We start from the raw sequence: 25,302 nt of genomic DNA, 5'->3' as shown, positions 1-25,302 counted from the left end.
TGGGCACGCGGTTGGGTACATCGGCCATGGCAGCGTCGATCGTCAGTCGATCCCTCGGCTAGCGTTCGATCCGCCGGGTGACTCAGCGTCAGCCGCACCAGGTCGGACATCGTCTCCGGTCTTGTGGTGTACGCAGGTCACCCGGTGGGAAAACTCCCAGGGTCTCGGCTATCTCACGGCCGAAATGTCAGCTCCCGGGCTTGACGTTTCGGCTCTGACGGGCGATGCTGCGACCAACGTGGAGCTTGCAGCGAGACTGAAGTGGACAGGTGTATGCCGTTCGGCTACACTGCCCCTTTGCGCTGCCCTTTGACGACCCGCTTCTTTTGGTGCTCTGATGCATGGTCGTCTGGCGTGCGTGTAGTCAGTCCGCCGCGAGCCCTCGGAAGGACATCTGTTGGCAGCCTCGCGCAACGCCTTCGCCGTACCCGCCGGTCCCCGTCGTGTGTCTTTCGCACGAATTCAGGAGCCGCTAGAAGTTCCTGACCTTCTCGCTCTTCAGACCGAGTCCTTCGACTGGTTGCTCGGCAACGAGAAGTGGAAGGGGCGGGTCGAGGCGGCTCGCCAGGCCGGGCGCAAGGACGTTCCGGCCCAGTCGGGCCTCGAAGAGATCTTCGAGGAGATCAGTCCCATCGAGGACTTCTCCGGGACCATGTCCCTGTCGTTCCGCGATCACCGGTTCGAGCCGCCCAAGTACTCAGTCGATGAGTGCAAAGACAAGGACATGACCTACTCCGCCCCGATGTTCGTCACGGCGGAGTTCATCAATAACACCACTGGTGAGATCAAGAGCCAGACCGTGTTCATGGGCGATTTCCCGCTCATGACCGGCAAGGGCACTTTCATCATCAACGGCACCGAGCGTGTCGTCGTCTCCCAGCTGGTCCGGTCCCCGGGCGTCTACTTCGACCGCAGTGTCGACAAGACCTCCGACAAGGACCTCTACGGATGCAAGGTGATCCCCTCCCGGGGCGCCTGGCTCGAGTTCGAGATCGACAAGCGCGACAGCGTCGGTGTCCGCATCGACCGCAAGCGCAAGCAGGCCGTCACTGTCCTGCTCAAGGCGCTCGGCTGGACCAGCGAGCAGATCCTCGAGCGTTTCGGTCAGTACGAGTCCATGCGCGCCACCCTGGAGAAGGACCACACGGCCGGCCAGGACGACGCGCTGCTCGACATCTACCGCAAGCTGCGCCCGGGCGAGCCGCCGACCAAGGAGTCGGCGCAGACGCTGCTGGAGAACCTGTACTTCAACTCCAAGCGCTACGACCTCGCCAAGGTCGGCCGATACAAGATCAACAAGAAGCTCGGGGTCGACAGCGAGATCACCCAGGGCACGCTCACCGAGGACGACATCGTCGCCACCATCGAGTACATCGTCCGGCTGCACGCCGGCGAGGTCGAGATGCCCGGCGCCAACGGTGAGATCGTCGTCGAGACCGACGACATCGACCACTTCGGCAACCGCCGTCTGCGCACGGTGGGCGAGCTCATCCAGAACCAGGTCCGCCTGGGCCTGGCCCGCATGGAGCGCGTCGTCCGCGAGCGGATGACGACCCAGGACGTCGAGGCGATCACGCCGCAGACCCTGATCAACATCCGCCCGGTCGTGGCGTCGATCAAGGAGTTCTTCGGCACCTCCCAGCTGTCGCAGTTCATGGACCAGACCAACCCCCTGGCCGGCCTGACGCACAAGCGTCGTCTGTCCGCGCTGGGCCCCGGTGGTCTGTCCCGTGAGCGGGCCGGCTTCGAGGTCCGTGACGTCCACCCGTCGCACTACGGCCGCATGTGCCCGATCGAGACCCCGGAAGGACCGAACATCGGTCTGATCGGCTCGCTCGCGTCCTTCGGCCGGGTCAACTCCTTCGGGTTCGTCGAGACCCCCTACCGCAAGGTCGTCGAGGGCCGGGTCACCGACCAGGTCGACTACCTGACCGCGGACGAGGAGGACCGGCACGTCATCGCCCAGGCGAACACGCCGATCGGTCCCGACGGAACGTTCCTCGAGCCGCGCGTGCTCGTCCGCAGGAAGGGCGGGGAGTTCGAGTCCCTGCGCGCCAACGAGGTCGACTACATGGACGTCTCGGCACGCCAGATGGTGTCCGTGGCGACCGCGATGATCCCGTTCCTGGAGCACGACGACGCCAACCGCGCGCTCATGGGCTCCAACATGCAGCGCCAGTCGGTGCCGCTGCTCAAGAGCGAGGCGCCGCTGGTCGGCACCGGCATGGAGTACCGTGCCGCGACCGACGCCGGCGACGTCATCACCGCCGACAAGGCGGGCGTGGTCGAGGAGGTCTCCGCCGACTATGTCACGGTGATGAACGACGACGGCACCCGCACGACCTACCGGGTCGCCAAGTTCAAGCGCTCCAACCAGGGCACCTGCTTCAACCAGAAGCCGATCGTCAAGGAAGGCGACCGGATCGAGGTGAACCAGGTCGTCGCCGACGGTCCCTGCACCGACGACGGCGAGATGGCCCTGGGCAAGAACCTCCTCGTGGCGTTCATGCCGTGGGAGGGCCACAACTACGAGGACGCGATCATCCTCTCCCAGCGCCTGGTGCAGGACGACGTCCTCTCCTCGATCCACATCGAGGAGCACGAGGTCGACGCCCGCGACACCAAGCTGGGCCCCGAGGAGATCACCCGGGACATCCCGAACGTCTCCGAGGAGGTCCTGGCCGACCTCGACGAGCGCGGCATCATCCGCATCGGCGCCGAGGTCGTCCCCGGCGACATCCTCGTCGGCAAGGTCACGCCCAAGGGCGAGACCGAGCTCACCCCCGAGGAGCGCCTGCTCCGCGCGATCTTCGGTGAGAAGGCCCGCGAGGTCCGTGACACCTCCCTGAAGGTGCCGCACGGCGAGCAGGGCAAGGTCATCGGCGTCCGCGTGTTCAGCCGCGAGGAGGGCGACGAGCTCCCCCCCGGCGTCAACGAGCTGGTCCGCGTCTACGTGGCCCAGAAGCGTAAGATCACCGACGGCGACAAGCTGGCCGGCCGGCACGGCAACAAGGGCGTCATCTCCAAGATCCTCCCGGTCGAGGACATGCCGTTCCTCGAGGACGGCACCGCCGTCGACATCATCCTCAACCCCCTGGGCGTGCCCGGCCGTATGAACGTCGGCCAGGTCCTGGAGACCCACCTCGGGTGGATCGCCGCCAGAGGGTGGGACATCACCGGCATCCAGGAGGCCTGGGCCGAGCGGCTGCGCGACAAGGGCTTCGCAGAGGTCGACCCGCGCACCAACATGGCCACGCCGGTGTTCGACGGTGCCAACGAGGAAGAGATCATCGGTCTGCTCGACAACACCCTGGTCAACAGGGACGGCGGGCGCATGGTCGGCGCGAACGGAAAGGCCCAGCTGTTCGACGGCCGTTCCGGGGAGCCGTTCCCGCACCCGATCTCCGTCGGCTACATCTACATCCTGAAGCTGCTCCACCTGGTCGACGACAAGATCCACGCTCGTTCGACCGGCCCGTACTCCATGATCACCCAGCAGCCGCTCGGCGGTAAGGCCCAGTTCGGCGGCCAGCGCTTCGGTGAGATGGAGGTCTGGGCCCTGGAGGCGTACGGCGCCGCCTACGCCCTGCAGGAGCTGCTCACCATCAAGTCCGACGACGTCCTGGGCCGCGTGAAGGTCTACGAGGCGATCGTCAAGGGCGAGAACATTCCCGAGCCGGGCATCCCGGAGTCGTTCAAGGTGCTCATCAAGGAAATGCAGTCGCTGTGCTTGAACGTCGAGGTGCTCTCCAGCGACGGCATGTCCATCGAGATGCGCGACACCGACGAGGACGTCTTCCGCGCCGCGGAGGAGCTCGGCATCGACCTGTCCCGGCGTGAGCCGAGCAGTGTCGAAGAGGTCTGATCTAGAAGCTGAGGAGGGGATTACATAGTGCTCGACGTCAACTTCTTCGACGAGCTTCGGATCGGCCTCGCGACCGCCGACGACATCCGCCAGTGGTCGCACGGCGAGGTGAAGAAGCCCGAGACGATCAACTACCGGACGCTCAAGCCCGAGAAGGACGGACTCTTCTGCGAGAAGATCTTCGGTCCGACCCGCGACTGGGAGTGCTACTGCGGCAAGTACAAGCGCGTCCGCTTCAAGGGCATCATCTGTGAGCGCTGTGGCGTCGAGGTGACTCGCGCCAAGGTGCGTCGTGAGCGGATGGGCCACATCGAGCTGGCCGCGCCCGTCACGCACATCTGGTACTTCAAGGGTGTCCCGTCCCGTCTGGGATACCTGCTCGACCTGGCCCCGAAGGACCTCGAGAAGGTCATCTACTTCGCGGCCTACATGATCACGCACGTCGACAAGGAAATGCGCGAGCGTGACCTGCCGTCGCTGGAGGCGAAGATCTCCGTCGAGCGGCAGCACATCGAGCAGCGCCGTGACGCCGACATCGAGGCCCGCCAGCGCAAGCTGGAGACCGACCTGGCCGAGCTCGAGGCCGCGGGCGCCAAGGGCGACCAGCGCCGCAAGGTCCGCGAGGGCGCCGAGCGTGAGATGCGGCAGCTGCGCGACCGGGCCCAGCGCGAGCTGGACCGGCTGGACGAGGTCTGGAGCCGCTTCAAGAACCTCAAGGTCCAGGACCTCGAGGGCGACGAGCTCCTCTACCGCGAGATGCGCGACCGTTTCGGCCGCTACTTCCGCGGTGGCATGGGCGCCCAGGCCATCCAGGAGCGTCTGACCAACTTCGACCTCGCCCTCGAGGCCGAGAACCTGCGCGAGACGATCCGCAGCGGCAAGGGCCAGAAGAAGGCCCGCGCGCTCAAGCGTCTCAAGGTCGTGTCGGCGTTCCTGAACACCCGCAACTCGCCCAACGGGATGGTCCTCGACTGCATCCCGGTCATCCCGCCGGACCTGCGCCCGATGGTGCAGCTCGACGGTGGCCGGTTCGCGACCTCGGACCTGAACGACCTGTACCGCCGGGTGATCAACCGCAACAACCGCCTCAAGCGGCTTCTCGACCTCGGTGCCCCCGAGATCATCGTGAACAACGAGAAGCGGATGCTCCAGGAGGCCGTCGACGCGCTGTTCGACAACGGCCGCCGCGGCCGTCCGGTCACCGGGCCCGGCAACCGTCCCCTGAAGTCCCTCAGCGACATGCTGAAGGGCAAGCAGGGCCGGTTCCGCCAGAACCTGCTGGGCAAGCGAGTCGACTACTCCGGCCGTTCGGTCATCGTCGTCGGCCCGCAGCTGAAGCTGCACCAGTGCGGTCTGCCCAAGCAGATGGCGCTGGAGCTCTTCAAGCCGTTCGTGATGAAGCGCCTGGTCGACCTGAACCACGCGCAGAACATCAAGTCGGCCAAGCGGATGGTCGAGCGTGCCCGGCCGGTCGTGTGGGACGTCCTCGAAGAGGTCATCACCGAGCACCCCGTGCTGCTCAACCGCGCGCCGACCCTGCACCGCCTGGGCATCCAGGCCTTCGAGCCGCAGCTGGTCGAGGGCAAGGCCATCCAGATCCACCCGCTCGTCTGCACCGCGTTCAACGCGGACTTCGACGGTGACCAGATGGCCGTGCACCTGCCGCTGTCGGCCGAGGCGCAGGCCGAGGCCCGCATCCTGATGCTGTCGACGAACAACATCCTCAAGCCGGCCGACGGCAAGCCCGTGACCATGCCCACCCAGGACATGATCATCGGCCTCTACTCGCTGACCACGCTCAAGGACGAGGACGAGAACGGCGTCGGCAGGGGCCGGGTCTTCGGCTCGGTGTCGGAGGCGCTCATGGCCTTCGACCGCCGCGAGCTGGACATCCAGTCGCTGATCCAGATCCGCATGAAGGGCGACGTCCCGCCGCCCCGCGGCTGGGCCGGTCCCGAGGGCTGGGAGGCGGGTGACAGCTACCGCCTGGAGACCACCCTGGGCCGTTGCCTGTTCAACCAGACCCTGCCGGCGAACTACCCGTACGTGAACTCGCAGGTCGGCAAGAAGCAGCTGTCGGTCATCGTCAACGAGCTCGCCGAGAAGTACCCCAAGGTCGAGGTCGCCGCGGCGCTCGACGCCCTCAAGGACGCCGGGTTCTACTGGGCGACCAGGGCCGGTGTGACGATCTCCATCGAGGACGTCATCGCGCCGCCGAACAAGGCCGAGATCATGGAGACGTACGAGCGCAGGGCCGACAAGGTCCAGCGTGAGTACGAGCGCGGTCTGATCACGGACGAGGAGCGCCGTCAGGAGCTCATCGAGATCTGGACGCACGCGACCAGTGACGTGACCGACGACATGCAGAAGGCGTTCCCGAAGACCAACCCGGTCTGGATGATGGTCCAGTCGGGCGCCCGAGGAAACCTGATGCAGGTCCGGCAGATCTCCGGCATCCGCGGCCTGGTGTCCAACACCAAGGGTGAGACGATCCCGCGTCCGATCAAGGCCTCGTTCCGCGAGGGCCTGTCGGTGCTGGAGTACTTCATCTCCACCCACGGCCAGCGGAAGGGTCTGGCGGACACCGCGCTGCGGACCGCCGACTCGGGCTACCTGACCCGTCGTCTGGTGGACGTCGCGCAGGACGTCATCGTCCGCGAGATCGACTGCGGCACCGACCGCGGCGTCCCGCTGCACGTCGGCGAGCGCGACGCCCAGGGCAACCTGGTCAAGGCGGAGAACGCCGAGAGCAACGTGCACGGCCGCATCCTCGCCGAGGACGTGGAGGTGGACGGCAAGATCATCGTGCCGGTGGGCGTCGACATCAACGACATCCACGTCACCGCGCTGGTCGAGGCCGGTGTGGAGACCGTCAGGACCCGCAGCGCGCTCGTCTGCGAGGCCAAGATCGGTGTCTGCGCCACCTGCTACGGCCGCTCGCTCGCGACCGGCAAGCTCGTGGACGTCGGCGAGGCGGTCGGCATCATCGCCGCCCAGTCGATCGGCGAGCCCGGCACCCAGCTGACGATGCGTACCTTCCACACCGGTGGTGTGGCGGGTGCCGACATCACCCACGGTCTGCCCCGTGTGCAGGAGCTCTTCGAGGCGCGCGTCCCCAAGGGCGTCGCCCCGATCAGCGAGGCCGAGGGCCGGGTCCGCATCGACGAGACCGACAAGACGCGGAAGATCGTGATCGTCCCGGACGACGGTTCCGAGGAGGTCGCGTACCCGGTGTCGATGCGGTCGCGGATGCTCGTCTCCGACGGGCAGCGCGTCACGGTCGGCCAGCAGCTGATCGCCGGTGCGGTCAACCCCAACGAGGTGCTGCGCATCCTCGGCCCCCGGGCCGTGCAGCTGCACCTCGTGGCGGAGGTCCAGCAGGTCTACCGCTCGCAGGGTGTGTCGATCCACGACAAGCACATCGAGATCATCGTGCGGCAGATGCTCAAGCGCGTGAACGTGCTGGAGTCCGGCGACGCCGACATGCTGCCCGGTGAGCTCGTCGAGCGGCCGCGCTTCGAGCGCATCAACCGCGAGTGCGTGGCGGAGGGCGGCACGCCGGCCTCCGGGCGCCCGGTGCTGATGGGCATCACCAAGGCCTCGCTCGCCACCGAGTCCTGGCTGTCCGCGGCGTCCTTCCAGGAGACGACCCGAGTGCTCACCGACGCGGCGATCCACGCCAAGTCGGACTCGCTGCTCGGCCTCAAGGAGAACGTCATCATCGGAAAGCTCATCCCGGCCGGTACGGGCATGCCCCAGTACCGCAACATCCGGGTCGAGCCCACCGAGGAGGCGAAGGCCGCCATGTACACCGTCGGCGGTTACGACGGCTCCGCGGCCGACTACACCTTCGGCTCGGGCTCCGGCGAGGCCGTGCCGCTGGAGGAGTACGACTTCGGTCAGTACAACCGCTAGGCGGTACGACACCGCTGAGCGGCGCGAACGCTGAGTGGTCACGGGCGGCGCCCGGTCCCTGCAAGGGGGCCGGGCGCCGTCGCCTTTTCCCCTCCGGCCGCCTTCCCCTCCGGCTGTCTCCCCCCGGGGCCGTCGCGTTTCCTTACCGCGGGCCCGGTAGCTGGGGATGTGGACCTTTCTTGACCGGAATGTTGCGGCGAAAGCCGTACGTTAATGCGGAGAACGGCCGGAGAAGTGCTTCGCGGCGGGTAAACTCGACACGGACCCAGAAGCGGTCGGTCGGAAACCGATCGCGGGAGTCATGACACGAACGCCGACGCCTGGCGGGCGCAACCGTTTTGACGTGTTGCGTTGGGCTGGGTAGTCTTTTCCTTCGTGCCCATGTCTTCATGGGCCTTCATGCGTGCGCGTCGACAGGTTTCCCGTTGGGGAGTCGGCAGAGGCGCCGCGTGGCCTCCTCCACCGGACCGGCCTTAACCGGGATGTGGCGCGGAACCTACGCGACACGCCCGACCGCGTGGGTCGGAGGGGATGAAAGAACCGCAGGTCATGACACCGGCAGTACCTGCAAAATGCACAACATTCGAATTACCGGCTAGCACGAACGGAGACGCGGTGCCCACGATTCAGCAGCTGGTCCGCAAGGGCCGCCAGGACAAGGTCACCAAGACCAAGACCCCGGCGCTCAAGGCCAGCCCTCAGCGACGCGGCACCTGCATGCGCGTTTACACCACGACCCCGAAGAAGCCGAACTCCGCCCTCCGCAAGGTCGCGCGTGTCCGGCTCACCAACGGCATCGAGGTCACGGCCTACATCCCCGGTGTCGGCCACAACCTCCAGGAGCACTCCATCGTGCTCGTCCGTGGTGGTCGTGTGAAGGACCTGCCGGGTGTTCGCTACAAGATCATCCGCGGCTCGCTCGACACCCAGGGTGTCCGTAACCGCAAGCAGGCCCGTAGCCGTTACGGCGCGAAGAAGGAGAAGTAGGAATGCCTCGCAAGGGTTCTCCTGGCCGTCGTCAGCTCATGGCTGACCCGGTTCACAACTCGCCCCTGGTCACCGCCCTCATCAACAAGGTGCTCCTGGACGGCAAGCGATCCATCGCCCAGTCCATCGTGTACGGCGCCCTCGAAGGCGCCAAGGAGAAGACCGGCAACGACCCGGTCGTCACCCTGAAGCGCGCGCTGGACAACGTCAAGCCCACCCTCGAGGTCCGCAGCCGCCGTGTCGGTGGCGCGACCTACCAGGTCCCGGTAGAGGTGCGCGCGGCGCGCAGCACCACCCTGGCCCTGCGCTGGCTGGTGCAGTACTCCCGCGCCCGCCGCGAGAAGACCATGACCGAGCGCCTCATGAACGAACTGCTCGACGCCAGCAACGGCCTCGGCGCAAGCGTCAAGAAGCGCGAGGACACCCACAAGATGGCCGAGTCCAACAAGGCCTTCGCCCACTACCGCTGGTAACAGCGGGTTCGACGAGACGACGAGGACGCGAGAGAAGTGGCCACCACGACCGCTCTTGACCTGGCCAAGGTCCGTAACATCGGGATCATGGCCCACATCGACGCGGGCAAGACCACGACGACCGAGCGCATCCTGTTCTACACCGGTATCAACTACAAGATCGGTGAGGTCCACGAGGGCGCAGCCACGATGGACTGGATGGAGCAGGAGCAGGAGCGTGGTATCACCATCACCTCCGCTGCCACGACCTGCGAATGGCTCGGCCACACGATCAACATCATCGACACGCCGGGCCACGTGGACTTCACGATCGAGGTGGAGCGCTCGCTCCGCGTCCTCGACGGTGCCGTCGCCGTGTTCGACGGCGTCGCCGGTGTCGAGCCGCAGTCCGAGACGGTCTGGCGTCAGGCCGACCGCTACGAAGTGCCCAGGATCTGCTTCGTCAACAAGATGGACCGGGTCGGCGCGGAGTTCCACCGCTGCGTCGACATGATGATCAGCCGCCTGAACGCGACCCCCGCCGTCATCCAGCTTCCCTGGGGCGTCGAGGCCGACTTCAAGGGCGTCATCGACCTGGTCAAGATGAAGGGCCTGCTCTGGAGCGCCGAGGCGGCCAAGGGCGAGATGTACGAGACCGTCGACATCCCGGCCGAGCACGCCGAGATCGCTCGCGAGTGGCGTGACAAGCTCGTCGAGACGGTCTCCGAGAACGACGACGAGCTGATGGAGCTCTTCCTGGAGGGCGTCGAGCCCACCGAGGAGCAGCTGGTCGCGGCCATCCGCCGCGCCACGCTGGCCAGCGCCATCAACCCGGTCCTGACCGGCACCGCGTTCAAGAACAAGGGCGTCCAGCCCCTGCTCGACGCGATCGTCGCCTACCTCCCCGCCCCGATCGACATCCCGGCCTTCAAGGGCCACGCGGTCGGCAAGGAGGAGGAGGTCATCGAGCGTCACGCCGACGTGAACGAGCCCTTCTCCGCGCTCGCCTTCAAGATCATGAGCGACCAGCACCTCGGCCGTCTCACTTACATCCGCATCTACTCGGGCACGCTCGAGACCGGCACCGCCGTGGTCAACTCGGTGAAGGGCCGCAAGGAGCGGATCGGCAAGATCTACCAGATGCACGCCAACAAGCGCGAAGAGCGCCCGTCGGCGGTCGCCGGTCAGATCGTCGCCGTGATGGGTCTGAAGGACACCACCACCGGTGACACCCTGTCGGACCCGGCTCACCCCGTGGTCCTGGAGTCGATGAACTTCCCGGCGCCGGTCATCAGCGTCGCCATCGAGCCCAAGACCAAGGGCGACCAGGAGAAGCTGGGCACCGCGATCCAGCGTCTGGCCGAGGAGGACCCGTCCTTCCAGGTCCGTCGTGACGACGAGACCGGGCAGACGGTCATCTGGGGTATGGGCGAGCTCCACCTGGAGATCCTCGTCGACCGGATGCGCCGCGAGTTCAAGGTCGAGGCCAACATCGGCCGGCCTCAGGTGGCCTACCGGGAGACCATCCGCCGCAAGGTGGAGAAGGTCGACTACGTCCACAAGAAGCAGACCGGTGGTTCCGGCCAGTTCGCCAAGGTCATCATCGACATTGAGCCGCTGGGCGAGGGCAACGACGGTTACGAGTTCTCGAACAAGGTCTCTGGTGGCCGCATCCCGAGGGAGTACATCCCCTCGGTCGACGCGGGCGCCCAGGAGGCGGCCGAGTTCGGTGTTCTCGCCGGATACCCCATGGTCGGGGTCAAGGTCACCCTGCAGGACGGTGCCTACCACGAGGTGGACTCGTCCGAAATGGCCTTCAAGATCGCTGGCTCGATGGCCTTCAAGGAGGCCGCGCGCAAGGCGGACGCCGTAATCCTGGAGCCGATGATGGCCGTCGAGGTCACCACGCCCGAGGACTACATGGGTGACGTCATCGGTGACCTCAACGGTCGCCGCGGGCAGATCCAGGCGATGGACGAGCGCTCCGGCGCCCGGATCATCAAGGCGCTCGTGCCGCTCTCCGAGATGTTCGGCTACGTGGGAGACCTCCGTAGCAAGACGCAGGGACGCGCGAGCTACAGCATGCAGTTCGACTCCTACGCGGAAGTGCCTGCGCACATCGCCAAGGAGATCGTCGCGAAGGTGCGGGGCGAGTAGTCCAGCACCGTTCCGAGTGCGGGGAGGCGAGGAGATCGCCGCCCCGCCACCGGAGGGGTGCGGGGCGAGTAAGTCCGGCACCGTTCCGAGTGCGGGGAGACGATCGTCTTCCCGCCACCGGAGGGGTGCGGGGCGGGATGTCTCTCGCCGGCCGGTTCCGAACAGGAGCCGGCCTCCCCAAGCCCGAATATGAAGACGCAAGTCACGTCAGAATCTCTAAGGAGAGAGCAGTGGCCAAGGCCAAGTTCGAGCGGACCAAGCCGCACGTAAACATCGGCACCATTGGGCACATCGACCACGGCAAGACCACTCTGACCGCGGCGATCACCAAGGTGCTCCACGAGCGTTTCCCGAACCTCAACGAGGCGACCCCGTTCGACAAGATCGACAAGGCGCCCGAGGAGAAGGCTCGTGGTATCACGATCTCCATCGCGCACGTCGAGTACCAGACCGAGAAGCGCCACTACGCCCACGTGGACTGCCCCGGTCACGCCGACTACGTGAAGAACATGATCACCGGCGCGGCTCAGATGGACGGTGCGATCCTCGTGGTCGCCGCCACCGACGGTCCGATGCCGCAGACGAAGGAGCACGTCCTCCTGGCCCGCCAGGTCGGCGTCCCCTACATCGTCGTGGCCCTCAACAAGTCCGACATGGTGGACGACGAGGAGATCCTGGAGCTCGTCGAGCTCGAGGTCCGCGAGCTTCTCTCGGCCCAGGAGTTCCCCGGCGACGACCTGCCGGTCGTCCGCGTCTCGGCGCTGAAGGCGCTCGAGGGCGACGCCAAGTGGGGCGACTCGATCATCGAGCTCATGACCGCCGTGGACGAGAACGTCCCCGAGCCGACCCGTGAGACCGAGAAGCCGTTCCTGATGCCGATCGAGGACGTCTTCTCGATCACCGGTCGCGGCACGGTCGTCACCGGCCGTATCGAGCGCGGTGTCGTCAAGGTCAACGAGACCGTCGACATCATCGGCATCAAGGAGACCAAGACCACCACCACGGTCACCGGTGTCGAGATGTTCCGCAAGCTCCTCGACGAGGGCCAGGCGGGCGACAACGTCGGCCTGCTCCTCCGTGGCATCAAGCGCGAGGACGTCGAGCGCGGCCAGTGCATCATCAAGCCGGGCACGACCACCCCGCACACCGAGTTCGAGGCCCAGGTCTACATCCTGAGCAAGGACGAGGGCGGCCGCCACACCCCGTTCTTCAACAACTACCGCCCGCAGTTCTACTTCCGTACGACCGACGTGACCGGCGTGGTGAACCTCCCCGAGGGCACCGAGATGGTCATGCCCGGCGACAACACGGAGATGAACGTCGCGCTGATCCAGCCCATCGCGATGGAGGACGGTCTCAAGTTCGCCATCCGTGAGGGTGGCCGCACCGTCGGTGCGGGTCGAGTGACCAAGATCATCAAGTAGTACGATCGCGGAGCGGCGGTCGGCCCTCGAAGCAGGGCCGGCCGCCTCCCCACGAGGGGACCGCGCCGCAGGGCGCGGGACCTGGCAGGACCCCACGAACCGTGATCTCGCAGTTGGTTCGGCCGAAGGATGACCGAACTAATTGCCAGATCACGGAAGAAAGCGCGGACTCACAGCGTCTGCTACGTGGGGCATGTGCGGAGAACGCCGCCCCAGGGCGAGACGTGCTCCGGCACGACGTGGCGGGACCGTCCCCGACGGGCCCGGCCATGACACAGCGGCAACAGGCCGCACGTAACTTTTTCAGACGACAGTGAAGGACACCGAGGCCATTATGGCGGGACAGAAGATCCGCATTCGGCTCAAGGCCTATGACCACGAGGTCATCGACGTCTCGGCCAAGAAGATCGTCGAGACGGTGACAAGGACTGGCGCCAAGGTCGCGGGCCCGGTGCCGCTGCCGACCGAGAAGAACGTGTACTGCGTCATCCGCTCGCCGCACAAGTACAAGGACAGCCGCGAGCACTTTGAGATGCGCACGCACAAGCGGCTGATTGACATCATCGACCCGACGCCGAAGACGGTCGACTCGCTCATGCGACTCGACCTTCCCGCCGGCGTTGACATCTCGATCAAGCTCTGAGGGAACGCACTGACATGGCTAACAAGATCAAGGGCGTCCTGGGCAAGAAGCTCGGCATGACCCAGGTCTTCGACGCGGACAACCGGATGGTCCCGGTGACCGTCGTCGAGGCTGGCCCGTGCGTCGTGACCCGCGTCCGCACCGCCGAGAAGGACGGCTACACCGCCGTCCAGCTTGGCTTCGGCCAGGTCGACCCGCGGAAGGTCAACAAGCCGCTCGGCGACTACCTGCGCAAGCACGACATCACCCCGCGCCGTTACTTCGCGGAGATCCGCACCGACGACGCGAGCGACTACACCCTGGGCCAGGAGCTCCTCGCCGACACCTTCGAGGCCGGCCAGTTCGTCGACGTGACGGGCAAGAGCAAGGGCAAGGGTTTCGCGGGTGTCATGAAGCGCCACGGCTTCAAGGGCCTCGGCGCCTCGCACGGTACGCAGCGCAAGCACCGTTCGCCCGGTTCCATCGGTGGCTGCGCCACCCCCGGCCGCGTCTTCAAGGGCGTGCGCATGGCGGGCCGGATGGGCAACGTCCGCACGACCGTCCAGAGCCTCAAGGTTCACGCCGTGGACGCCGAGAAGGGCCTCATCCTGATCAAGGGTGCGATCCCCGGTGCCAACGGCAGCCTGGTCCTGGTCCGCACCGCCGCCAAGAAGGGGGCTGCCAAGTGAGCACCATTGACGTCCTCGACGTGAAGGGCGAGAAGGCCGGGACCGTCGACCTGCCGGAGGACATCTTCGGGACGAAGGTCAACATCCCGCTGATCCACCAGGTCGTCGTGGCCCAGCTCGCCGCTCGCCGGCAGGGCACCCACAAGGCGAAGACCCGCGGTGAGGTCCGAGGCGGCGGCAAGAAGCCGTACCGCCAGAAGGGCACCGGCCGCGCCCGCCAGGGTTCGACCCGCGCCCCGCAGTTCACCGGCGGTGGCACCGTCCACGGCCCGGTCCCGCGCGACTACTCGCAGAAGACTCCCAAGAAGATGAAGGCCGCCGCCCTGCGCGGTGCCCTGTCCGACCGGGCGACCGGCGGCCGCGTTCACGTGGTCAGCGGTCTGGTCGAGGGGGAGACCCCGAAGACCAAGGCGGCTCTCGAGTCGCTTCGCAGGCTCACCAAGGCCCGCAGCGTCCTGGTCGTCGTCGACGAGGGTGACGAGCTCAGCTGGCTGAGCCTGCGCAACGCTCCCGAGGTCCACCTCCTGGACGCCGGGCAGCTCAACACCTACGACGTGCTCTGCTACGACGACGTCGTCTTCACTCAGGACGCTTACGACCAGATCGTGGCGCGTCTGAGCAAGAGCGGGAAGGAAGACGCCTGATGGAGAAGATCGCCGACCCGCGCGACATCATCATCAAGCCGGTTGTCTCCGAGAAGAGCTACGGCCTGATCGACGAGCACAACAAGTACACGTTCCTGGTGCGGAAGACGGCCAACAAGACGCAGGTCAAGATCGCCGTTGAGAAGATCTTCGGTGTCAAGGTCGCCAGCGTCAACACCATCAACCGCCAGGGCAAGCGGAAGCGGACCAGGTTCGGCTACGGCCAGCGCCCGGCCACCAAGCGAGCCATCGTCAGCCTGGTCGAGGGCGACCGGATTGACATCTTCGGCCAGATCGGCTGACGCGCTCGCTCAGTAAGTACAGGGAGAAAGCCCCTCACCGCCTGGTGAGGGGCATTCGACCGGATTAACCGACGAAGGATGAACGAAAAAGATGGGCATCCGTAAACTCAAGCCGACGACCCCGGGTCGCCGCGGCGCCAGCGTCTCGGACTTTGCCGAGATCACGCGCAGCACGCCCGAGAAGTCGCTGCTTGCACCCCTGCACAGCAAGGGTGGCCGTAACGTCCACGGCCGAGTCACCACCCGTCACCAGGGCGGTGGCCACAAGCGCGCCTACCGGATCATCGATTTCCGGCGTCACGACAAGGACGGGATCCCGGCCAAGGTCGCTCACATCGAGTACGACCCGAACCGCACGTCCCGCATCGCGCTGCTGCACTACGCCGACGGGGAGAAGCGCTACATCCTCTGCCCCACCGGCCTCAAGCAGGGCGACAACATCGAGAACGGCCCCACGGCCGACATCAAGCCGGGTAACTGCCTCCCGCTGCGCAACATCCCGACCGGTACCTTCATCCACGCGGTGGAGCTCCGTCCGGGCGGTGGCGCCAAGCTGGGCCGGTCCGCCGGCGCGCAGATCCAGCTCCTCGCCAAGGAGGGCCAGTACGCCACGCTGCGTATGCCCTCCGGTGAGATGCGCCAGGTCGATGTTCGCTGCCGGGCCTCGATCGGCCAGGTCGGCAATGCCGAGCAGGCCAACATCAACTGGGGCAAGGCCGGCCGCATGCGGTGGAAGGGCAAGCGCCCCACCGTCCGCGGTGTCGCGATGAACCCGGTCGACCACCCGCACGGTGGTGGTGAGGGTAAGACCTCCGGCGGTCGTCACCCCGTCAACCCCAAGGGCAAGCCCGAGGGTCGTACTCGTGCGGCGAACAAGGCCAGCGACCGGCTGATCATCCGCCGTCGTACCAAGCGGAAGAAGCGGTAGGAGCAGCCAAAATGCCACGTAGCCTTAAGAAGGGTCCCTTCGTGGACGACCACCTTCAGAAGAAGGTGGATGTCCAGAACGAGAAGGGCACCAAAAACGTCATCAAGACGTGGTCGCGGCGCTCCATGATCGTGCCCGACATGCTCGGTCACACGATCGCCGTTCACGACGGCCGCAAGCACGTCCCGGTGTTCGTCACCGAGTCGATGATCGGCCACAAGCTCGGCGAGTTCGCTCCCACGCGAACCTTCCGCAGCCACGTCAAGGAAGACCGCCGCAGCCGGCGATAAGCGCCTCAGGACGAGGACGTCGAGCCTCACCGGGCGAGACGGACTCGGACAAAACGAAGGGTAAGAGGAGTAAGCGATGGAAGCCAGGGCTCAGGCGCGGTTCGCGCGCCACACGCCCATGAAGGCCCGCCGTGTGGTGGACCTCATTCGCGGGCTGCCCGCTTCGGAGGCGCAGGCCGTGCTGCAGTTCGCTCCCCAGTCGGCGAGCGAGACCGTGTACAAGGTGCTCTCGAGCGCCATTGCCAACGCGGAGCACAACTTCAAGCTCGACCGTGACACGCTCTTCGTGAGCCGTGCCTGGGTCGACGAGGGCCCGACGCTGAAGCGGTTTCGTCCCCGTGCTCAGGGTCGTGCCTATCGGATCAACAAGCGGACCAGCCACATCACCGTGATCGTGGAGTCCCGCGAGCCGAAGGGGAGGACCCGCTAGTGGGTCAGAAGGTTAACCCGCACGGGTTCCGCCTCGGCATCACGACCGACTTCAAGAGCCGGTGGTATGCCGACAAGCTCTACAAGTCGTACGTTGCCGAGGATGTGGCGATCCGCCGCATGCTCAAGAAGGGCATGGAGCGGGCCGGCATCTCCAAGGTGGAGATCGAGCGGACCACCGACCGGGTACAGGTCGACATTCACACCGCCCGTCCGGGCATCGTCATCGGCCGCCGCGGCGCCGAGGCGGACCGGATCCGCGGTGACCTCGAGAAGCTGACCAAGAAGCAGGTCCAGCTGAACATCCTCGAGGTCAAGAACCCTGAGATCGACGCTCAGCTCGTCGCCCAGGGTGTGGCCGAGCAGCTGTCCAGCCGTGTCTCGTTCCGCCGTGCCATGCGCAAGGCGATGCAGTCGGCGATGAAGAGCGGCGCCAAGGGCATCCGGGTGCAGTGCTCCGGTCGTCTCGGCGGCGCCGAGATGTCCCGTTCGGAGTTCTACCGCGAGGGCCGCGTGCCCCTGCACACCCTCCGCGCGGACATCGACTACGGCCTGTACGAGGCCCGCACCACCTTCGGCCGTATCGGCGTGAAGGTGTGGATCTACAAGGGTGAGGCCCCGACCAGCCGCGCCGAGCGCGAGGCGGCCGCCGCCGGTGCTCGCGCCGGCCAGCGCCGTGACCGCGACGACCGTCGCGGCCCCGGTGCCGGTGGCGGCGACCGTCCCCGTCGTGGCGGCGGCGCCGGTGGCGCCCGTCGTGGCGCCGGTGCCGGCCGTGGCGACCGCGCCTCCGCCCCCAGGAACGAGGCGGCCTCGCAGGCCGCCCCCGAGACCGGCCCGGCTGCGCAGCCGGGTGCTGAAGGGAGCTGACCATGCTGATCCCGCGCAGGGTCAAGCACCGCAAGCAGCACCGGCCCGACCGTCACGGCGCCGCCAAGGGCGGCACCAGGGTCGTGTTCGGCGAGTTCGGCATCCAGGCGATTGAGCACTCCTACGTGACCAACCGCCAGATCGAGTCGGCTCGTATCGCGATGACCCGTCACATCAAGCGTGGCGGAAAGGTCTGGATCAACATCTATCCGGACCGCCCCCTCACGAAGAAGCCCGCCGAGACCCGCATGGGTTCCGGTAAGGGTTCGCCGGAGTGGTGGATCGCCAACGTCAAGCCCGGCCGCATCATGTTCGAGCTGTCGGGTGTCGCCGAGCCGGTGGCTCGCGAGGCCCTGCGGCGTGCGATGCACAAGCTGCCGATGAAGTGCCGGTTCGTCAAGCGTGAAGTGGGTGAGGCGTGATGGCTAAGGGCCTGACCGCCGGTGAGCTGCGGGTGGAAGACCAGGACACCCTGGTCACGAAGCTGAAGGAAGCCAAGGAGGAGCTGTTCAACCTCCGCTTCCAGGCAGCGACCGGTCAGTTGGAGAGCCACGGGCGGTTGCGTGCCGTCCGCCGCGAGATCGCCCGTATCTACACCGTGATGCGCGAGCGGGAGCTCGGAATCGTCACGGTAGAGAAGGAGTCGATCGATGGCTGAGGCCACGGAAACCACGACCGAGACGCGGAACTACCGCAAGACCCGTGAGGGTCTGGTCGTCAGCGACAAAATGGACAAGACTGTCGTGGTCGCTGTCGAGGACCGCGTCAAGCACCCCCTGTACGGCAAGGTCATCCGCAGGACGACCAAGTACAAGGCGCACGACGAGGCCAACACCTGCGGTGTCGGCGACCGTGTCCTCCTGATGGAGACCCGGCCGCTGTCCGCCAGCAAGCGCTGGCGGGTCATCGAGATCCTCGAGAAGGCCAAGTAGGCAACGCGCCTCGTGGGGGGTGACACCGTCACCCCCCATGACGGCGTCCAAGGGGGCGAAGCGATCTTCGCCCCGCCTGCGGCGGCGGTCCTGAGAAGGGCTGTCGCCGGGGGAAAAAGACCATCAGGTTCCGCAAGGCTCACCCGGGAGCGATCGGGTGAGAACCGGCGAGACAAACAGGAGTTCAAGTGATCCAGCAGGAGTCGCGGCTCAAGGTCGCCGACAACACCGGTGCGAAGGAAGTCCTTTGCATCCGTGTTCTCGGTGGCTCGGGCCGCCGTTACGCGGGAATCGGCGACATCATCGTCGCCACGGTGAAGGACGCCATCCCCGGCGGCACCGTGAAGAAGGGCGATGTGGTCAAGGCCGTCATCGTCCGCACCGTCAAGGAGCGCCGTCGTCCCGACGGTTCCTACATCCGCTTCGACGAGAACGCCGCCGTCATCATCAAGGACAGCGGCGACCCCCGGGGCACCCGCATCTTCGGTCCCGTCGGTCGTGAGCTGCGTGACAAGAAGTTCATGCGGATCATCTCGCTCGCGCCGGAGGTGTTGTAATGCCGAAGCTTCATGTGAAGAAGGGTGACCTCGTCCTGGTCATCGCCGGCAAGGACAAGGGTGCCAAGGGCCGTGTGATCGCCGCCCACCCGCGCGACGAGCGCGTGGTGGTCGAGGGCGTCAACATGGTCAAGAAGCACACCAAGGAGACCAACCAGGGTCCGCGCGGCGCCAAGACCGGCGGCGTGCAGACCATGGAGGCCCCCATCCACGTGAGCAACGTCAAGAAGCTCAAGGATGAGAAGCCGGTCAAGGACGACAAGCCCGCGAAGAAGGAGTCGGCCAAGGCCGCTTCCGAGGAGCCGGCCAAGGACGACAAGCCCGCCAAGAAGGAGTCGGCCGAGGCCGCCTCCGACGAGACGGGTAAGGACAACTGATGACCGCGAACACCACCGAGACCGGACAGCGGGCCCTCCCGCGCCTCAAGCAGCGCTACCGCGAAGAGATCATCGCGAAGCTGAACGAGCAGTTCGAGTTCGAGAACATCATGCTGGTGCCCACCATCACCAAGATCAAGGTGAACATGGGCGTCGGCGAGGCCGCGCGCGACTCGAAGCTCATCGAAGGCGCCGTCCGCGACCTCACCGTGATCACCGGCCAGAAGCCGGCGGTCGTCCGCGCCCGCAAGTCCATCGCCCAGTTCAAGCTGCGCGAGGGCATGCCGATCGGCGCGCACGTCACGCTTCGCGGTGACCGCATGTGGGAGTTCCTCGACCGGCTGCTCTCGCTGGCGCTGCCCCGCATCCGTGACTTCCGCGGTCTGTCGCCCAAGCAGTTCGACGGCAACGGGAACTACACCTTCGGTCTCACCGAGCAGGTCATGTTCCACGAGATCGACCAGGACAAGGTCGATCGCCAGCGTGGTATGGACATCACGGTCGTGACCACCGCTAAGACCGACGACCAGGGCCGGGCGCTGCTGAAGCAGCTCGGATTCCCGTTCAAGGAGGCCTGATCATGGCGAAGACGTCGCTCAAGGTCAAGGCTGCTCGTAAGGCCAAGTTCGAGGTCCGGGCGTACACTCGGTGCTCGCGCTGTGGTCGTCCCCGCGCCGTCTACAGGAAGTTCGGCCTGTGCCGCATCTGCTTCCGCGAGATGGCGCACCGGGGCGAGCTGCCCGGCATCACCAAGTCGAGCTGGTAGCCCTCCGCGCGGCCCTGTGAGCGATCACGGGCCCGCGCGAGGCGCCGGCCGCACATAGAAGTCGTATTCACCGGGCGCCGACTACAGGCGCCCATGACCGCACCGTAGGTCCCCTGTGGAAACCGCGGTGAGGAAGGCCACCGGCCATGACGATGACGGACCCGATCGCAGACATGCTGACGCGTCTGCGAAACGCGAACTCGGCGTACCACGACAGTGTGGCGATGCCGTACTCGAAGATCAAGGCGCACATCGCCGAGATCCTCCAGCAGGAGGGTTACATCCAGTCCTGGAGCGTCGAAGACGCGAAGGTCGGAAAGAACCTCGTGGTGGAGCTGAAGTTCGGGCCGACCCGTGAGCGGTCCCTCGCGGGCCTGCGCCGGGTTTCCAAGCCCGGCCTGCGGGTTTATGCAAAGAAGGACAACCTGCCCCGAGTCCTGGGCGGACTGGGCGTCGCGATCATCTCGACGTCCGGCGGTCTCATGACGGACAAGCAGGCCGGCAAGCGTGGAGTGGGCGGGGAAGTCCTCGCCTTCGTTTGGTAAGAGGGGAGAACGAACAGCATGTCAAGAATCGGACGGCTGCCCATCCCCGTACCGAACGGAGTGGACGTCGCCATCGACGGCCGGGACGTCACGGTCAAGGGTCCCAAGGGCACGCTTTCACACAAGATCGCGGAACCTATCGAGATCGCCAAGGGTGACGACGGCAAGCTGACCGTCACCCGTCCCAACGACGAGAACAAGGTCCGTGCGCTGCACGGCCTGTCCCGCACCCTGGTCGCCAACATGGTGACCGGTGTGACCCAGGGTTACTCGAAGACCCTGGAGATCGTGGGCGTCGGTTACCGCGTGCAGGCCAAGAGCCCGACTCAGCTCGAGTTCGCTCTCGGCTTCAGCCACCCGGTGATCGTCGACGCCCCCGAGGGTGTCACCTTCCGCGTCGAGAGGCCGACGCTGTTCCACGTGGACGGCATCGACAAGCAGAAGGTCGGCGAGATCGCCGCGAACATCCGCAAGTTGCGCAAGCCCGACCCGTACAAGGGCAAGGGCGTGCGCTACCAGGGTGAAGTTATCCGCCGCAAGGTCGGAAAGGCTGGTAAGTAGGCATGGCTGGCAAGACTGCGTTCGGCAAGCACACGGCCGCCCGCGCCGTCTCGCGGGCCCGCCGCCACGGCCGAGTCCGCAAGAAGGTGGCCGGTACGGCCACGCGTCCGCGCCTGGTCGTCAACCGCTCCACGAAGCACCTCTTCGTGCAGATCGTCGACGACACCCAGGGCCACACGCTGGTGAGCGCGTCCACCATGGACGCCTCCCTGCGCACGGCGGAGGGCGCCAAGACCGACAAGGCCAAGCAGGTCGGCGAGCTTCTCGCTCAGCGGGCCAAGGCAGCCGGGATCACCGCGGTCGTGTTCGACCGGGGTGGCAACCGCTACGCGGGCCGCATCGCGGCGCTGGCAGACAGCGCACGCGAAGGCGGACTGGAGTTCTGATGACTCCGTCCCAGGATCGCAATCCAGGATCGCAACCGATGGCCCGTCTTACGAATGAGAAGAGGAACCACTAATGGCTGGAGCTCCGCGTCGCGGTGGCGCCGCCGGTGGCGAGCGGCGTGACGGTCGTCGTGACGATCGCCGCGGTGGAAACGCTGACAAGGGCGTCTCGTACATCGAGCGCGTTGTGAAGATCAACCGAGTGGCCAAGGTCGTGAAGGGTGGTCGTCGCTTCAGCTTCACCGCCCTCGTCATCGTCGGTGACGGCAACGGCATGGTCGGCGTCGGCTACGGCAAGGCCAAGGAAGTGCCCGCGGCGATCGCCAAGGGTGTCGAAGAGGCCAAGAAGCACTTCTTCAAGGTCCCCCGCATCCAGGGCACCATCCCGCACATCGTGCAGGGCGAAGAGGCCGCGGGCGTCGTCTTCCTGCGTCCGGCCTCGCCCGGTACCGGCGTCATCGCCGGTGGCCCGGTGCGCGCCGTGCTGGAGTGCGCGGGCATCCACGACGTGCTGTCCAAGTCGCTCGGCTCGGACAACCCGATCAACATCGTGCACGCCACGGTGGCGGCCCTGAAGGGCCTCAGCCGCCCCGAGGAGATCGCGGCCCGCCGTGGTCTCCCGATCGAGGACGTCGCCCCCAAGAGGATGCTCAAGGCTCGCGCCGAGGGCCTCGCGGAGGCCGCGGCCGCGAAGGCGGTGAGCTAGTCCATGGCGCGCCTGAAGATTACCCAGGTCCGTTCCAAGATCGGTGGCAAGCAGAACCAGCGTGACTCGCTGCGCTCGCTCGGTCTGAAGCGAATCGGCGACGTCGTTGTCAAGGAGGACCGCCCGGAGATCCGCGGCATGGTCACCGTGGTGACGCACCTCGTCACCGTGGAAGAGGTCGACTAGACATGGCAGAGAACACTCCGCTCCGCATCCACCACCTGCGTCCGGCCCCCGGCGCCAACAAGTCGAAGGTCCGCAAGGGCCGCGGCGAGGCGTCCAAGGGCAAGACCTCGGGTCGTGGCACCAAGGGCACGAGGGCGAGGAACAAGGTTCCGCTCGGGTTCGAGGGTGGCCAGGTTCCGCTGCAGCGGCGCCTGCCCAAGTTCAAGGGCTTCTCCAACGCCCTGTTCAAGACGACCTACCAGGTCGTCAACCTTGACAAGCTCGGCGAGCTGTTCCCCGACGGCGGCGACGTCACCGTCGACACGCTCGTCGCCAAGGGCGCGGTTCGCAAGAACCAGCTCGTCAAGGTTCTGGGAACCGGTGACATCTCCGTGGCGTTGAACGTGGAGGCGCACGCCTTCTCGGCCAGCGCCAAGGACAAGATCGCCGCTGCCGGGGGCTCCGTCTCCGAGCTGTAGGCGTTATCATCACGCGGCGCGGGGGCTCGTAATGGGCTCCCGCGCCCGTAGTGCGTTAGAGTTCGCTGGACAGTGGGCCTCGACTCATTTCCTTGGGCTCATTGACTGGATATGGCAAAGATGGAACACCCCCGCACCATCGCTGACCGACCTCGCCTTTCAGGCGCGCAGGAGGGACCGTGCTGACCGCATTTACCCGAGCGTTCCGTACGCCGGACCTGCGTAAGAAGCTGCTCTTCACTTTGGGCATCATCGCGCTGTTCCGACTTGGGTCGGTCCTGCCGACTCCGGGTGTGCATACCGAGAACATCAGCCGTTGTCTCACCCAGGCGCAGGCGGGGGACGCGGGCAACATCTACGGAATGGTGCAGCTGTTCAGCGGCGGCGCCCTTCTGAAACTCTCCGTTTTCGCCCTCGGCATCATGCCGTACATCACCGCGAGCATCATTCTCCAGCTGCTCGTCGTGGTCATCCCGCGCCTGGAAGCCCTCAAGAAGGAGGGACAGGCCGGACAGACCAAGATCACGCAGTACACCCGTTACCTCACGGTCGGCCTGGCCGTCCTGCAGTCGACCGCCTTCGTGGCCCTGGCCCGCAGCGGGCAGCTGTTCCCGCAGTGCCGCGAGGAGATCCTCCTCGACAAGGACAACGTCTTCGCCATCGTCACGATGGTGCTGACCATGACCGCCGGCACCGCCGTCGTCATGTGGCTGGGCGAGCTGATCACCGACCGCGGCATCGGCAACGGCATGTCCATCCTGATCTTCACGCAGGTCATCGCGGTCTTCCCGTCCGAGCTGCTGAACATCGCCCGCCAGAAGGGCGGCTTCGTCTTCGCCGTGGTCATCGTCGTCGGTATCGCGATGATCGCCCTGGTCGTGATGGTGGAGCAGGCACAGCGCCGGATCCCGGTGCAGTACGCCAAGCGCATGGTCGGCCGCAGAATGTACGGCGGGACGTCGACCTACATCCCGCTGAAGGTCAACCAGGCCGGCATCATCCCGGTCATCTTCGCCTCCTCGCTGCTCTACCTTCCGCAGCTGATCACGACGCTCTTCTCGAACACCCAGGAGGAGCCGCACCCGATCATCCAGTGGATCTCGCAGGAGTTCGGCGGCGGCGGGACCACCCCGACGTACATGATCACCTTCTTCCTGCTCATCGTCTTCTTCACGTACTTCTACGTGTCGATTACCTTCAACCCCGTTGAGGTCGCCGACAACATGAAGAAGTACGGTGGGTTCATCCCGGGCATCCGCCCGGGTCGCCCGACGGCTGAGTACCTGCACTACGTGCTCACGCGACTCACCGCTCCCGGCGCGCTGTATCTGGGCCTGATCTCCATGGTGCCGATCGTCGCGCTGGCGCTCGTCGGCGCGAGTCAGAACTTCCCGTTCGGAGGGACGAGCATTCTGATCATGGTTGGTGTCGGCCTCGACACCGTGAAGCAGATCGAGAGCCAGCTGCAGCAGCGCAACTATGAAGGCTTCCTGAAGTAGTGCGCCTCGTCCTGGTCGGGCCCCCCGGAGCGGGTAAGGGGACACAGGCCCAGTTCGTCGCATCGAACCTGTCGATCCCGAAGATTTCGACAGGTGACATCTTCCGCGCCAATGTCTCGGGCGGCACGGAGCTCGGCAAGCTTGCCAAGGAATACATGGACCGCGGCGACCTCGTGCCCGACGAGGTCACCATCGCGATGGTCCGCGACCGCCTCGCCGAGAACGACGCGCAGGACGGTTTCCTGCTCGACGGCTTCCCCAGGAACGTGCCCCAGGCCGAGATCCTGAAGAAGATCCTCGCCGAGTTCGAGGTCGGCCTGGACGTCGTCCTGGAACTCGTGGTCGACGACGAGGAGGTCGTCCGCAGGCTCGCGGGCCGCCGGACCTGCAGCCAGTGCGGCCGCATCTGGCACGTCGACTTCGACGACAAGAAGGACGACATCTGCGACGCCTGCGACGGCCGGCTCTACCAGCGGGACGACGACAAGGAGATGACCGTCAGGCACCGCCTGGAGGTCTACCAGGAGCAGACCGCCCCCCTGGTCTCCTTCTACGCCGACGAGGGGATCCTGGTCGGCGTGGACGCCACCGGCCCGGTGGAAGAGGTCACCCAGCGCGCGATGGAGGCCCTGAACCCCTTCATCGACTAGCGATCCGATATGCGTCGAGCACGCCACCCATGGGTTTCTCATGGGTGGCGTGCTGTCATTTAGGGCAGAATCGGGGGAATTGGGCTCCCGGACCGCCCGTTGAAC

General features: G+C 66.2%; 29 protein-coding genes. All 29 read left to right on the top strand.

The features are described 5' to 3' along the window. Window positions 1-397 precede the first annotated feature (397 nt). The 29 genes from rpoB to ABT053_RS21945 all read left to right on the top strand — a co-directional run bounded on the left by rpoB (window position 398) and on the right by ABT053_RS21945 (window position 25,197). Window positions 398-3,865 (top strand): DNA-directed RNA polymerase subunit beta, encoded by a 3,468-nt coding sequence (rpoB, locus tag ABT053_RS22085; RefSeq protein WP_350970960.1) that lies wholly within the window; start codon window positions 398-400, stop codon window positions 3,863-3,865. Window positions 3,866-3,892: 27 nt separating this feature from the next. Next, a complete protein-coding gene (locus tag ABT053_RS22080) occupies window positions 3,893-7,780 on the top strand; it encodes a DNA-directed RNA polymerase subunit beta' (RefSeq protein ID WP_350970959.1) in 3,888 nt (1,295 codons plus the stop codon). A 615-nt stretch (window positions 7,781-8,395) separates the two neighbouring features. Continuing rightward, entirely contained in the window at window positions 8,396-8,767 is a 372-nt protein-coding gene (rpsL, locus tag ABT053_RS22075; RefSeq protein ID WP_012887826.1) for a 30S ribosomal protein S12, read from the top strand. A gap of 2 nt (window positions 8,768-8,769) precedes the next feature. Further along, complete coding sequence (gene rpsG, locus ABT053_RS22070) at window positions 8,770-9,240, top strand: 30S ribosomal protein S7 (RefSeq protein WP_012887827.1); 471 nt, start codon at window positions 8,770-8,772, stop codon at window positions 9,238-9,240. 87 nt (window positions 9,241-9,327) lie between these two features. Then, the gene (gene fusA, locus ABT053_RS22065) at window positions 9,328-11,376 is read left to right on the top strand and encodes an elongation factor G (protein WP_440071015.1); all 2,049 of its coding nucleotides are present in this window, start codon (window positions 9,328-9,330) and stop codon (window positions 11,374-11,376) included. A gap of 230 nt (window positions 11,377-11,606) precedes the next feature. Next, window positions 11,607-12,800 carry an elongation factor Tu gene (gene tuf, locus ABT053_RS22060; RefSeq protein WP_350970957.1) on the top strand — a complete coding sequence of 398 codons (1,194 nt, stop codon included), beginning with the start codon at window positions 11,607-11,609 and terminating at the stop codon, window positions 12,798-12,800. A gap of 334 nt (window positions 12,801-13,134) precedes the next feature. After that, a complete protein-coding gene (gene rpsJ, locus ABT053_RS22055) occupies window positions 13,135-13,443 on the top strand; it encodes a 30S ribosomal protein S10 (RefSeq protein WP_030912931.1) in 309 nt (102 codons plus the stop codon). A 14-nt stretch (window positions 13,444-13,457) separates the two neighbouring features. Next, the gene (gene rplC, locus ABT053_RS22050; RefSeq protein WP_329089937.1) at window positions 13,458-14,111 is read left to right on the top strand and encodes a 50S ribosomal protein L3; all 654 of its coding nucleotides are present in this window, start codon (window positions 13,458-13,460) and stop codon (window positions 14,109-14,111) included. Continuing rightward, window positions 14,108-14,755, top strand: coding sequence for a 50S ribosomal protein L4 (rplD, locus tag ABT053_RS22045; RefSeq protein ID WP_350970956.1), 648 nt, complete (start codon window positions 14,108-14,110; stop codon window positions 14,753-14,755). The genes rplC and rplD overlap by 4 nt, the downstream gene beginning before the upstream one ends. Further along, window positions 14,755-15,057 (top strand): 50S ribosomal protein L23, encoded by a 303-nt coding sequence (gene rplW / locus ABT053_RS22040; RefSeq protein ID WP_030912923.1) that lies wholly within the window; start codon window positions 14,755-14,757, stop codon window positions 15,055-15,057. The genes rplD and rplW overlap by 1 nt, the downstream gene beginning before the upstream one ends. A 91-nt stretch (window positions 15,058-15,148) precedes the next feature. Continuing rightward, a complete protein-coding gene (gene rplB, locus ABT053_RS22035; protein WP_329089941.1) occupies window positions 15,149-15,985 on the top strand; it encodes a 50S ribosomal protein L2 in 837 nt (278 codons plus the stop codon). Window positions 15,986-15,996: 11 nt separating this feature from the next. Further along, entirely contained in the window at window positions 15,997-16,275 is a 279-nt protein-coding gene (rpsS, locus tag ABT053_RS22030; RefSeq protein WP_012887835.1) for a 30S ribosomal protein S19, read from the top strand. A 76-nt stretch (window positions 16,276-16,351) separates the two neighbouring features. Then, window positions 16,352-16,705, top strand: coding sequence for a 50S ribosomal protein L22 (rplV, locus tag ABT053_RS22025; RefSeq protein WP_030912916.1), 354 nt, complete (start codon window positions 16,352-16,354; stop codon window positions 16,703-16,705). Then, on the top strand, window positions 16,705-17,574 hold the full coding sequence (rpsC, locus tag ABT053_RS22020) for a 30S ribosomal protein S3 (RefSeq protein WP_344746699.1): 870 nt from the start codon (window positions 16,705-16,707) through the stop codon (window positions 17,572-17,574). Before rplV ends, rpsC begins: the two co-directional genes overlap by 1 nt. 2 nt (window positions 17,575-17,576) lie before the next feature. After that, the gene (rplP, locus tag ABT053_RS22015; RefSeq protein ID WP_030912912.1) at window positions 17,577-17,996 is read left to right on the top strand and encodes a 50S ribosomal protein L16; all 420 of its coding nucleotides are present in this window, start codon (window positions 17,577-17,579) and stop codon (window positions 17,994-17,996) included. Then, on the top strand, window positions 17,996-18,232 hold the full coding sequence (gene rpmC / locus ABT053_RS22010; RefSeq protein WP_030912909.1) for a 50S ribosomal protein L29: 237 nt from the start codon (window positions 17,996-17,998) through the stop codon (window positions 18,230-18,232). The genes rplP and rpmC overlap by 1 nt, the downstream gene beginning before the upstream one ends. Next, window positions 18,225-18,506 (top strand): 30S ribosomal protein S17, encoded by a 282-nt coding sequence (gene rpsQ / locus ABT053_RS22005; RefSeq protein ID WP_326635528.1) that lies wholly within the window; start codon window positions 18,225-18,227, stop codon window positions 18,504-18,506. Before rpmC ends, rpsQ begins: the two co-directional genes overlap by 8 nt. 188 nt (window positions 18,507-18,694) lie before the next feature. Next, the gene (gene rplN, locus ABT053_RS22000; protein WP_012887841.1) at window positions 18,695-19,063 is read left to right on the top strand and encodes a 50S ribosomal protein L14; all 369 of its coding nucleotides are present in this window, start codon (window positions 18,695-18,697) and stop codon (window positions 19,061-19,063) included. Then, window positions 19,063-19,440: a 50S ribosomal protein L24 gene (gene rplX / locus ABT053_RS21995; RefSeq protein ID WP_350970955.1), complete on the top strand. Its 378-nt coding sequence runs from the start codon at window positions 19,063-19,065 to the stop codon at window positions 19,438-19,440. Before rplN ends, rplX begins: the two co-directional genes overlap by 1 nt. Beyond that, the gene (gene rplE, locus ABT053_RS21990) at window positions 19,440-20,018 is read left to right on the top strand and encodes a 50S ribosomal protein L5 (protein WP_329089947.1); all 579 of its coding nucleotides are present in this window, start codon (window positions 19,440-19,442) and stop codon (window positions 20,016-20,018) included. The genes rplX and rplE overlap by 1 nt, the downstream gene beginning before the upstream one ends. A 2-nt stretch (window positions 20,019-20,020) precedes the next feature. After that, window positions 20,021-20,206, top strand: coding sequence for a type Z 30S ribosomal protein S14 (locus ABT053_RS21985; RefSeq protein WP_012887844.1), 186 nt, complete (start codon window positions 20,021-20,023; stop codon window positions 20,204-20,206). Window positions 20,207-20,352: 146 nt separating this feature from the next. Then, window positions 20,353-20,751 (top strand): 30S ribosomal protein S8, encoded by a 399-nt coding sequence (rpsH, locus tag ABT053_RS21980; RefSeq protein ID WP_329089949.1) that lies wholly within the window; start codon window positions 20,353-20,355, stop codon window positions 20,749-20,751. A gap of 18 nt (window positions 20,752-20,769) precedes the next feature. Beyond that, window positions 20,770-21,312, top strand: a complete 543-nt coding sequence (gene rplF, locus ABT053_RS21975; RefSeq protein ID WP_350970954.1) for a 50S ribosomal protein L6 — start codon at window positions 20,770-20,772, stop codon at window positions 21,310-21,312. A 2-nt stretch (window positions 21,313-21,314) separates the two neighbouring features. Beyond that, window positions 21,315-21,698 carry a 50S ribosomal protein L18 gene (gene rplR / locus ABT053_RS21970; RefSeq protein WP_344746702.1) on the top strand — a complete coding sequence of 128 codons (384 nt, stop codon included), beginning with the start codon at window positions 21,315-21,317 and terminating at the stop codon, window positions 21,696-21,698. Between the two features lie 73 nt (window positions 21,699-21,771). Continuing rightward, the gene (gene rpsE, locus ABT053_RS21965) at window positions 21,772-22,404 is read left to right on the top strand and encodes a 30S ribosomal protein S5 (protein WP_329089955.1); all 633 of its coding nucleotides are present in this window, start codon (window positions 21,772-21,774) and stop codon (window positions 22,402-22,404) included. A gap of 3 nt (window positions 22,405-22,407) precedes the next feature. Continuing rightward, window positions 22,408-22,590, top strand: coding sequence for a 50S ribosomal protein L30 (gene rpmD, locus ABT053_RS21960; protein WP_012887849.1), 183 nt, complete (start codon window positions 22,408-22,410; stop codon window positions 22,588-22,590). 2 nt (window positions 22,591-22,592) lie between these two features. Further along, on the top strand, window positions 22,593-23,048 hold the full coding sequence (gene rplO, locus ABT053_RS21955; RefSeq protein WP_350970953.1) for a 50S ribosomal protein L15: 456 nt from the start codon (window positions 22,593-22,595) through the stop codon (window positions 23,046-23,048). A 179-nt stretch (window positions 23,049-23,227) separates the two neighbouring features. Continuing rightward, window positions 23,228-24,547 (top strand): preprotein translocase subunit SecY, encoded by a 1,320-nt coding sequence (secY, locus tag ABT053_RS21950; protein ID WP_350970952.1) that lies wholly within the window; start codon window positions 23,228-23,230, stop codon window positions 24,545-24,547. Next, entirely contained in the window at window positions 24,547-25,197 is a 651-nt protein-coding gene (locus ABT053_RS21945) for an adenylate kinase (protein ID WP_350970951.1), read from the top strand. The genes secY and ABT053_RS21945 overlap by 1 nt, the downstream gene beginning before the upstream one ends. Window positions 25,198-25,302 lie beyond the last annotated feature (105 nt).

Source organism: Streptosporangium sp. NPDC002524 (assembly GCF_040295985.1).
In the GTDB taxonomy this organism is placed as follows: domain Bacteria; phylum Actinomycetota; class Actinomycetes; order Streptosporangiales; family Streptosporangiaceae; genus Streptosporangium.
This window is presented reverse-complemented; position numbering and strand designations above follow the sequence as displayed.

Coding starts and splice junctions, on each gene's coding strand:
- rpsG (WP_012887827.1), top strand. CDS start 8,770: ATGCCTCGCAAGGGTTCTCCTGGCCGTCGTCAGCTCATGGCTGACCCG.
- fusA (WP_440071015.1), top strand. CDS start 9,328: ATGGCCCACATCGACGCGGGCAAGACCACGACGACCGAGCGCATCCTG.
- rpsJ (WP_030912931.1), top strand. CDS start 13,135: ATGGCGGGACAGAAGATCCGCATTCGGCTCAAGGCCTATGACCACGAG.
- rplC (WP_329089937.1), top strand. CDS start 13,458: ATGGCTAACAAGATCAAGGGCGTCCTGGGCAAGAAGCTCGGCATGACC.
- rplW (WP_030912923.1), top strand. CDS start 14,755: ATGGAGAAGATCGCCGACCCGCGCGACATCATCATCAAGCCGGTTGTC.
- rplB (WP_329089941.1), top strand. CDS start 15,149: ATGGGCATCCGTAAACTCAAGCCGACGACCCCGGGTCGCCGCGGCGCC.
- rpsS (WP_012887835.1), top strand. CDS start 15,997: ATGCCACGTAGCCTTAAGAAGGGTCCCTTCGTGGACGACCACCTTCAG.
- rplV (WP_030912916.1), top strand. CDS start 16,352: ATGGAAGCCAGGGCTCAGGCGCGGTTCGCGCGCCACACGCCCATGAAG.
- rplP (WP_030912912.1), top strand. CDS start 17,577: ATGCTGATCCCGCGCAGGGTCAAGCACCGCAAGCAGCACCGGCCCGAC.
- rpmC (WP_030912909.1), top strand. CDS start 17,996: ATGGCTAAGGGCCTGACCGCCGGTGAGCTGCGGGTGGAAGACCAGGAC.
- rpsQ (WP_326635528.1), top strand. CDS start 18,225: ATGGCTGAGGCCACGGAAACCACGACCGAGACGCGGAACTACCGCAAG.
- rplX (WP_350970955.1), top strand. CDS start 19,063: ATGCCGAAGCTTCATGTGAAGAAGGGTGACCTCGTCCTGGTCATCGCC.
- rplE (WP_329089947.1), top strand. CDS start 19,440: ATGACCGCGAACACCACCGAGACCGGACAGCGGGCCCTCCCGCGCCTC.
- ABT053_RS21985 (WP_012887844.1), top strand. CDS start 20,021: ATGGCGAAGACGTCGCTCAAGGTCAAGGCTGCTCGTAAGGCCAAGTTC.
- rpsH (WP_329089949.1), top strand. CDS start 20,353: ATGACGATGACGGACCCGATCGCAGACATGCTGACGCGTCTGCGAAAC.
- rplF (WP_350970954.1), top strand. CDS start 20,770: ATGTCAAGAATCGGACGGCTGCCCATCCCCGTACCGAACGGAGTGGAC.
- rplR (WP_344746702.1), top strand. CDS start 21,315: ATGGCTGGCAAGACTGCGTTCGGCAAGCACACGGCCGCCCGCGCCGTC.
- rpsE (WP_329089955.1), top strand. CDS start 21,772: ATGGCTGGAGCTCCGCGTCGCGGTGGCGCCGCCGGTGGCGAGCGGCGT.
- rpmD (WP_012887849.1), top strand. CDS start 22,408: ATGGCGCGCCTGAAGATTACCCAGGTCCGTTCCAAGATCGGTGGCAAG.
- rplO (WP_350970953.1), top strand. CDS start 22,593: ATGGCAGAGAACACTCCGCTCCGCATCCACCACCTGCGTCCGGCCCCC.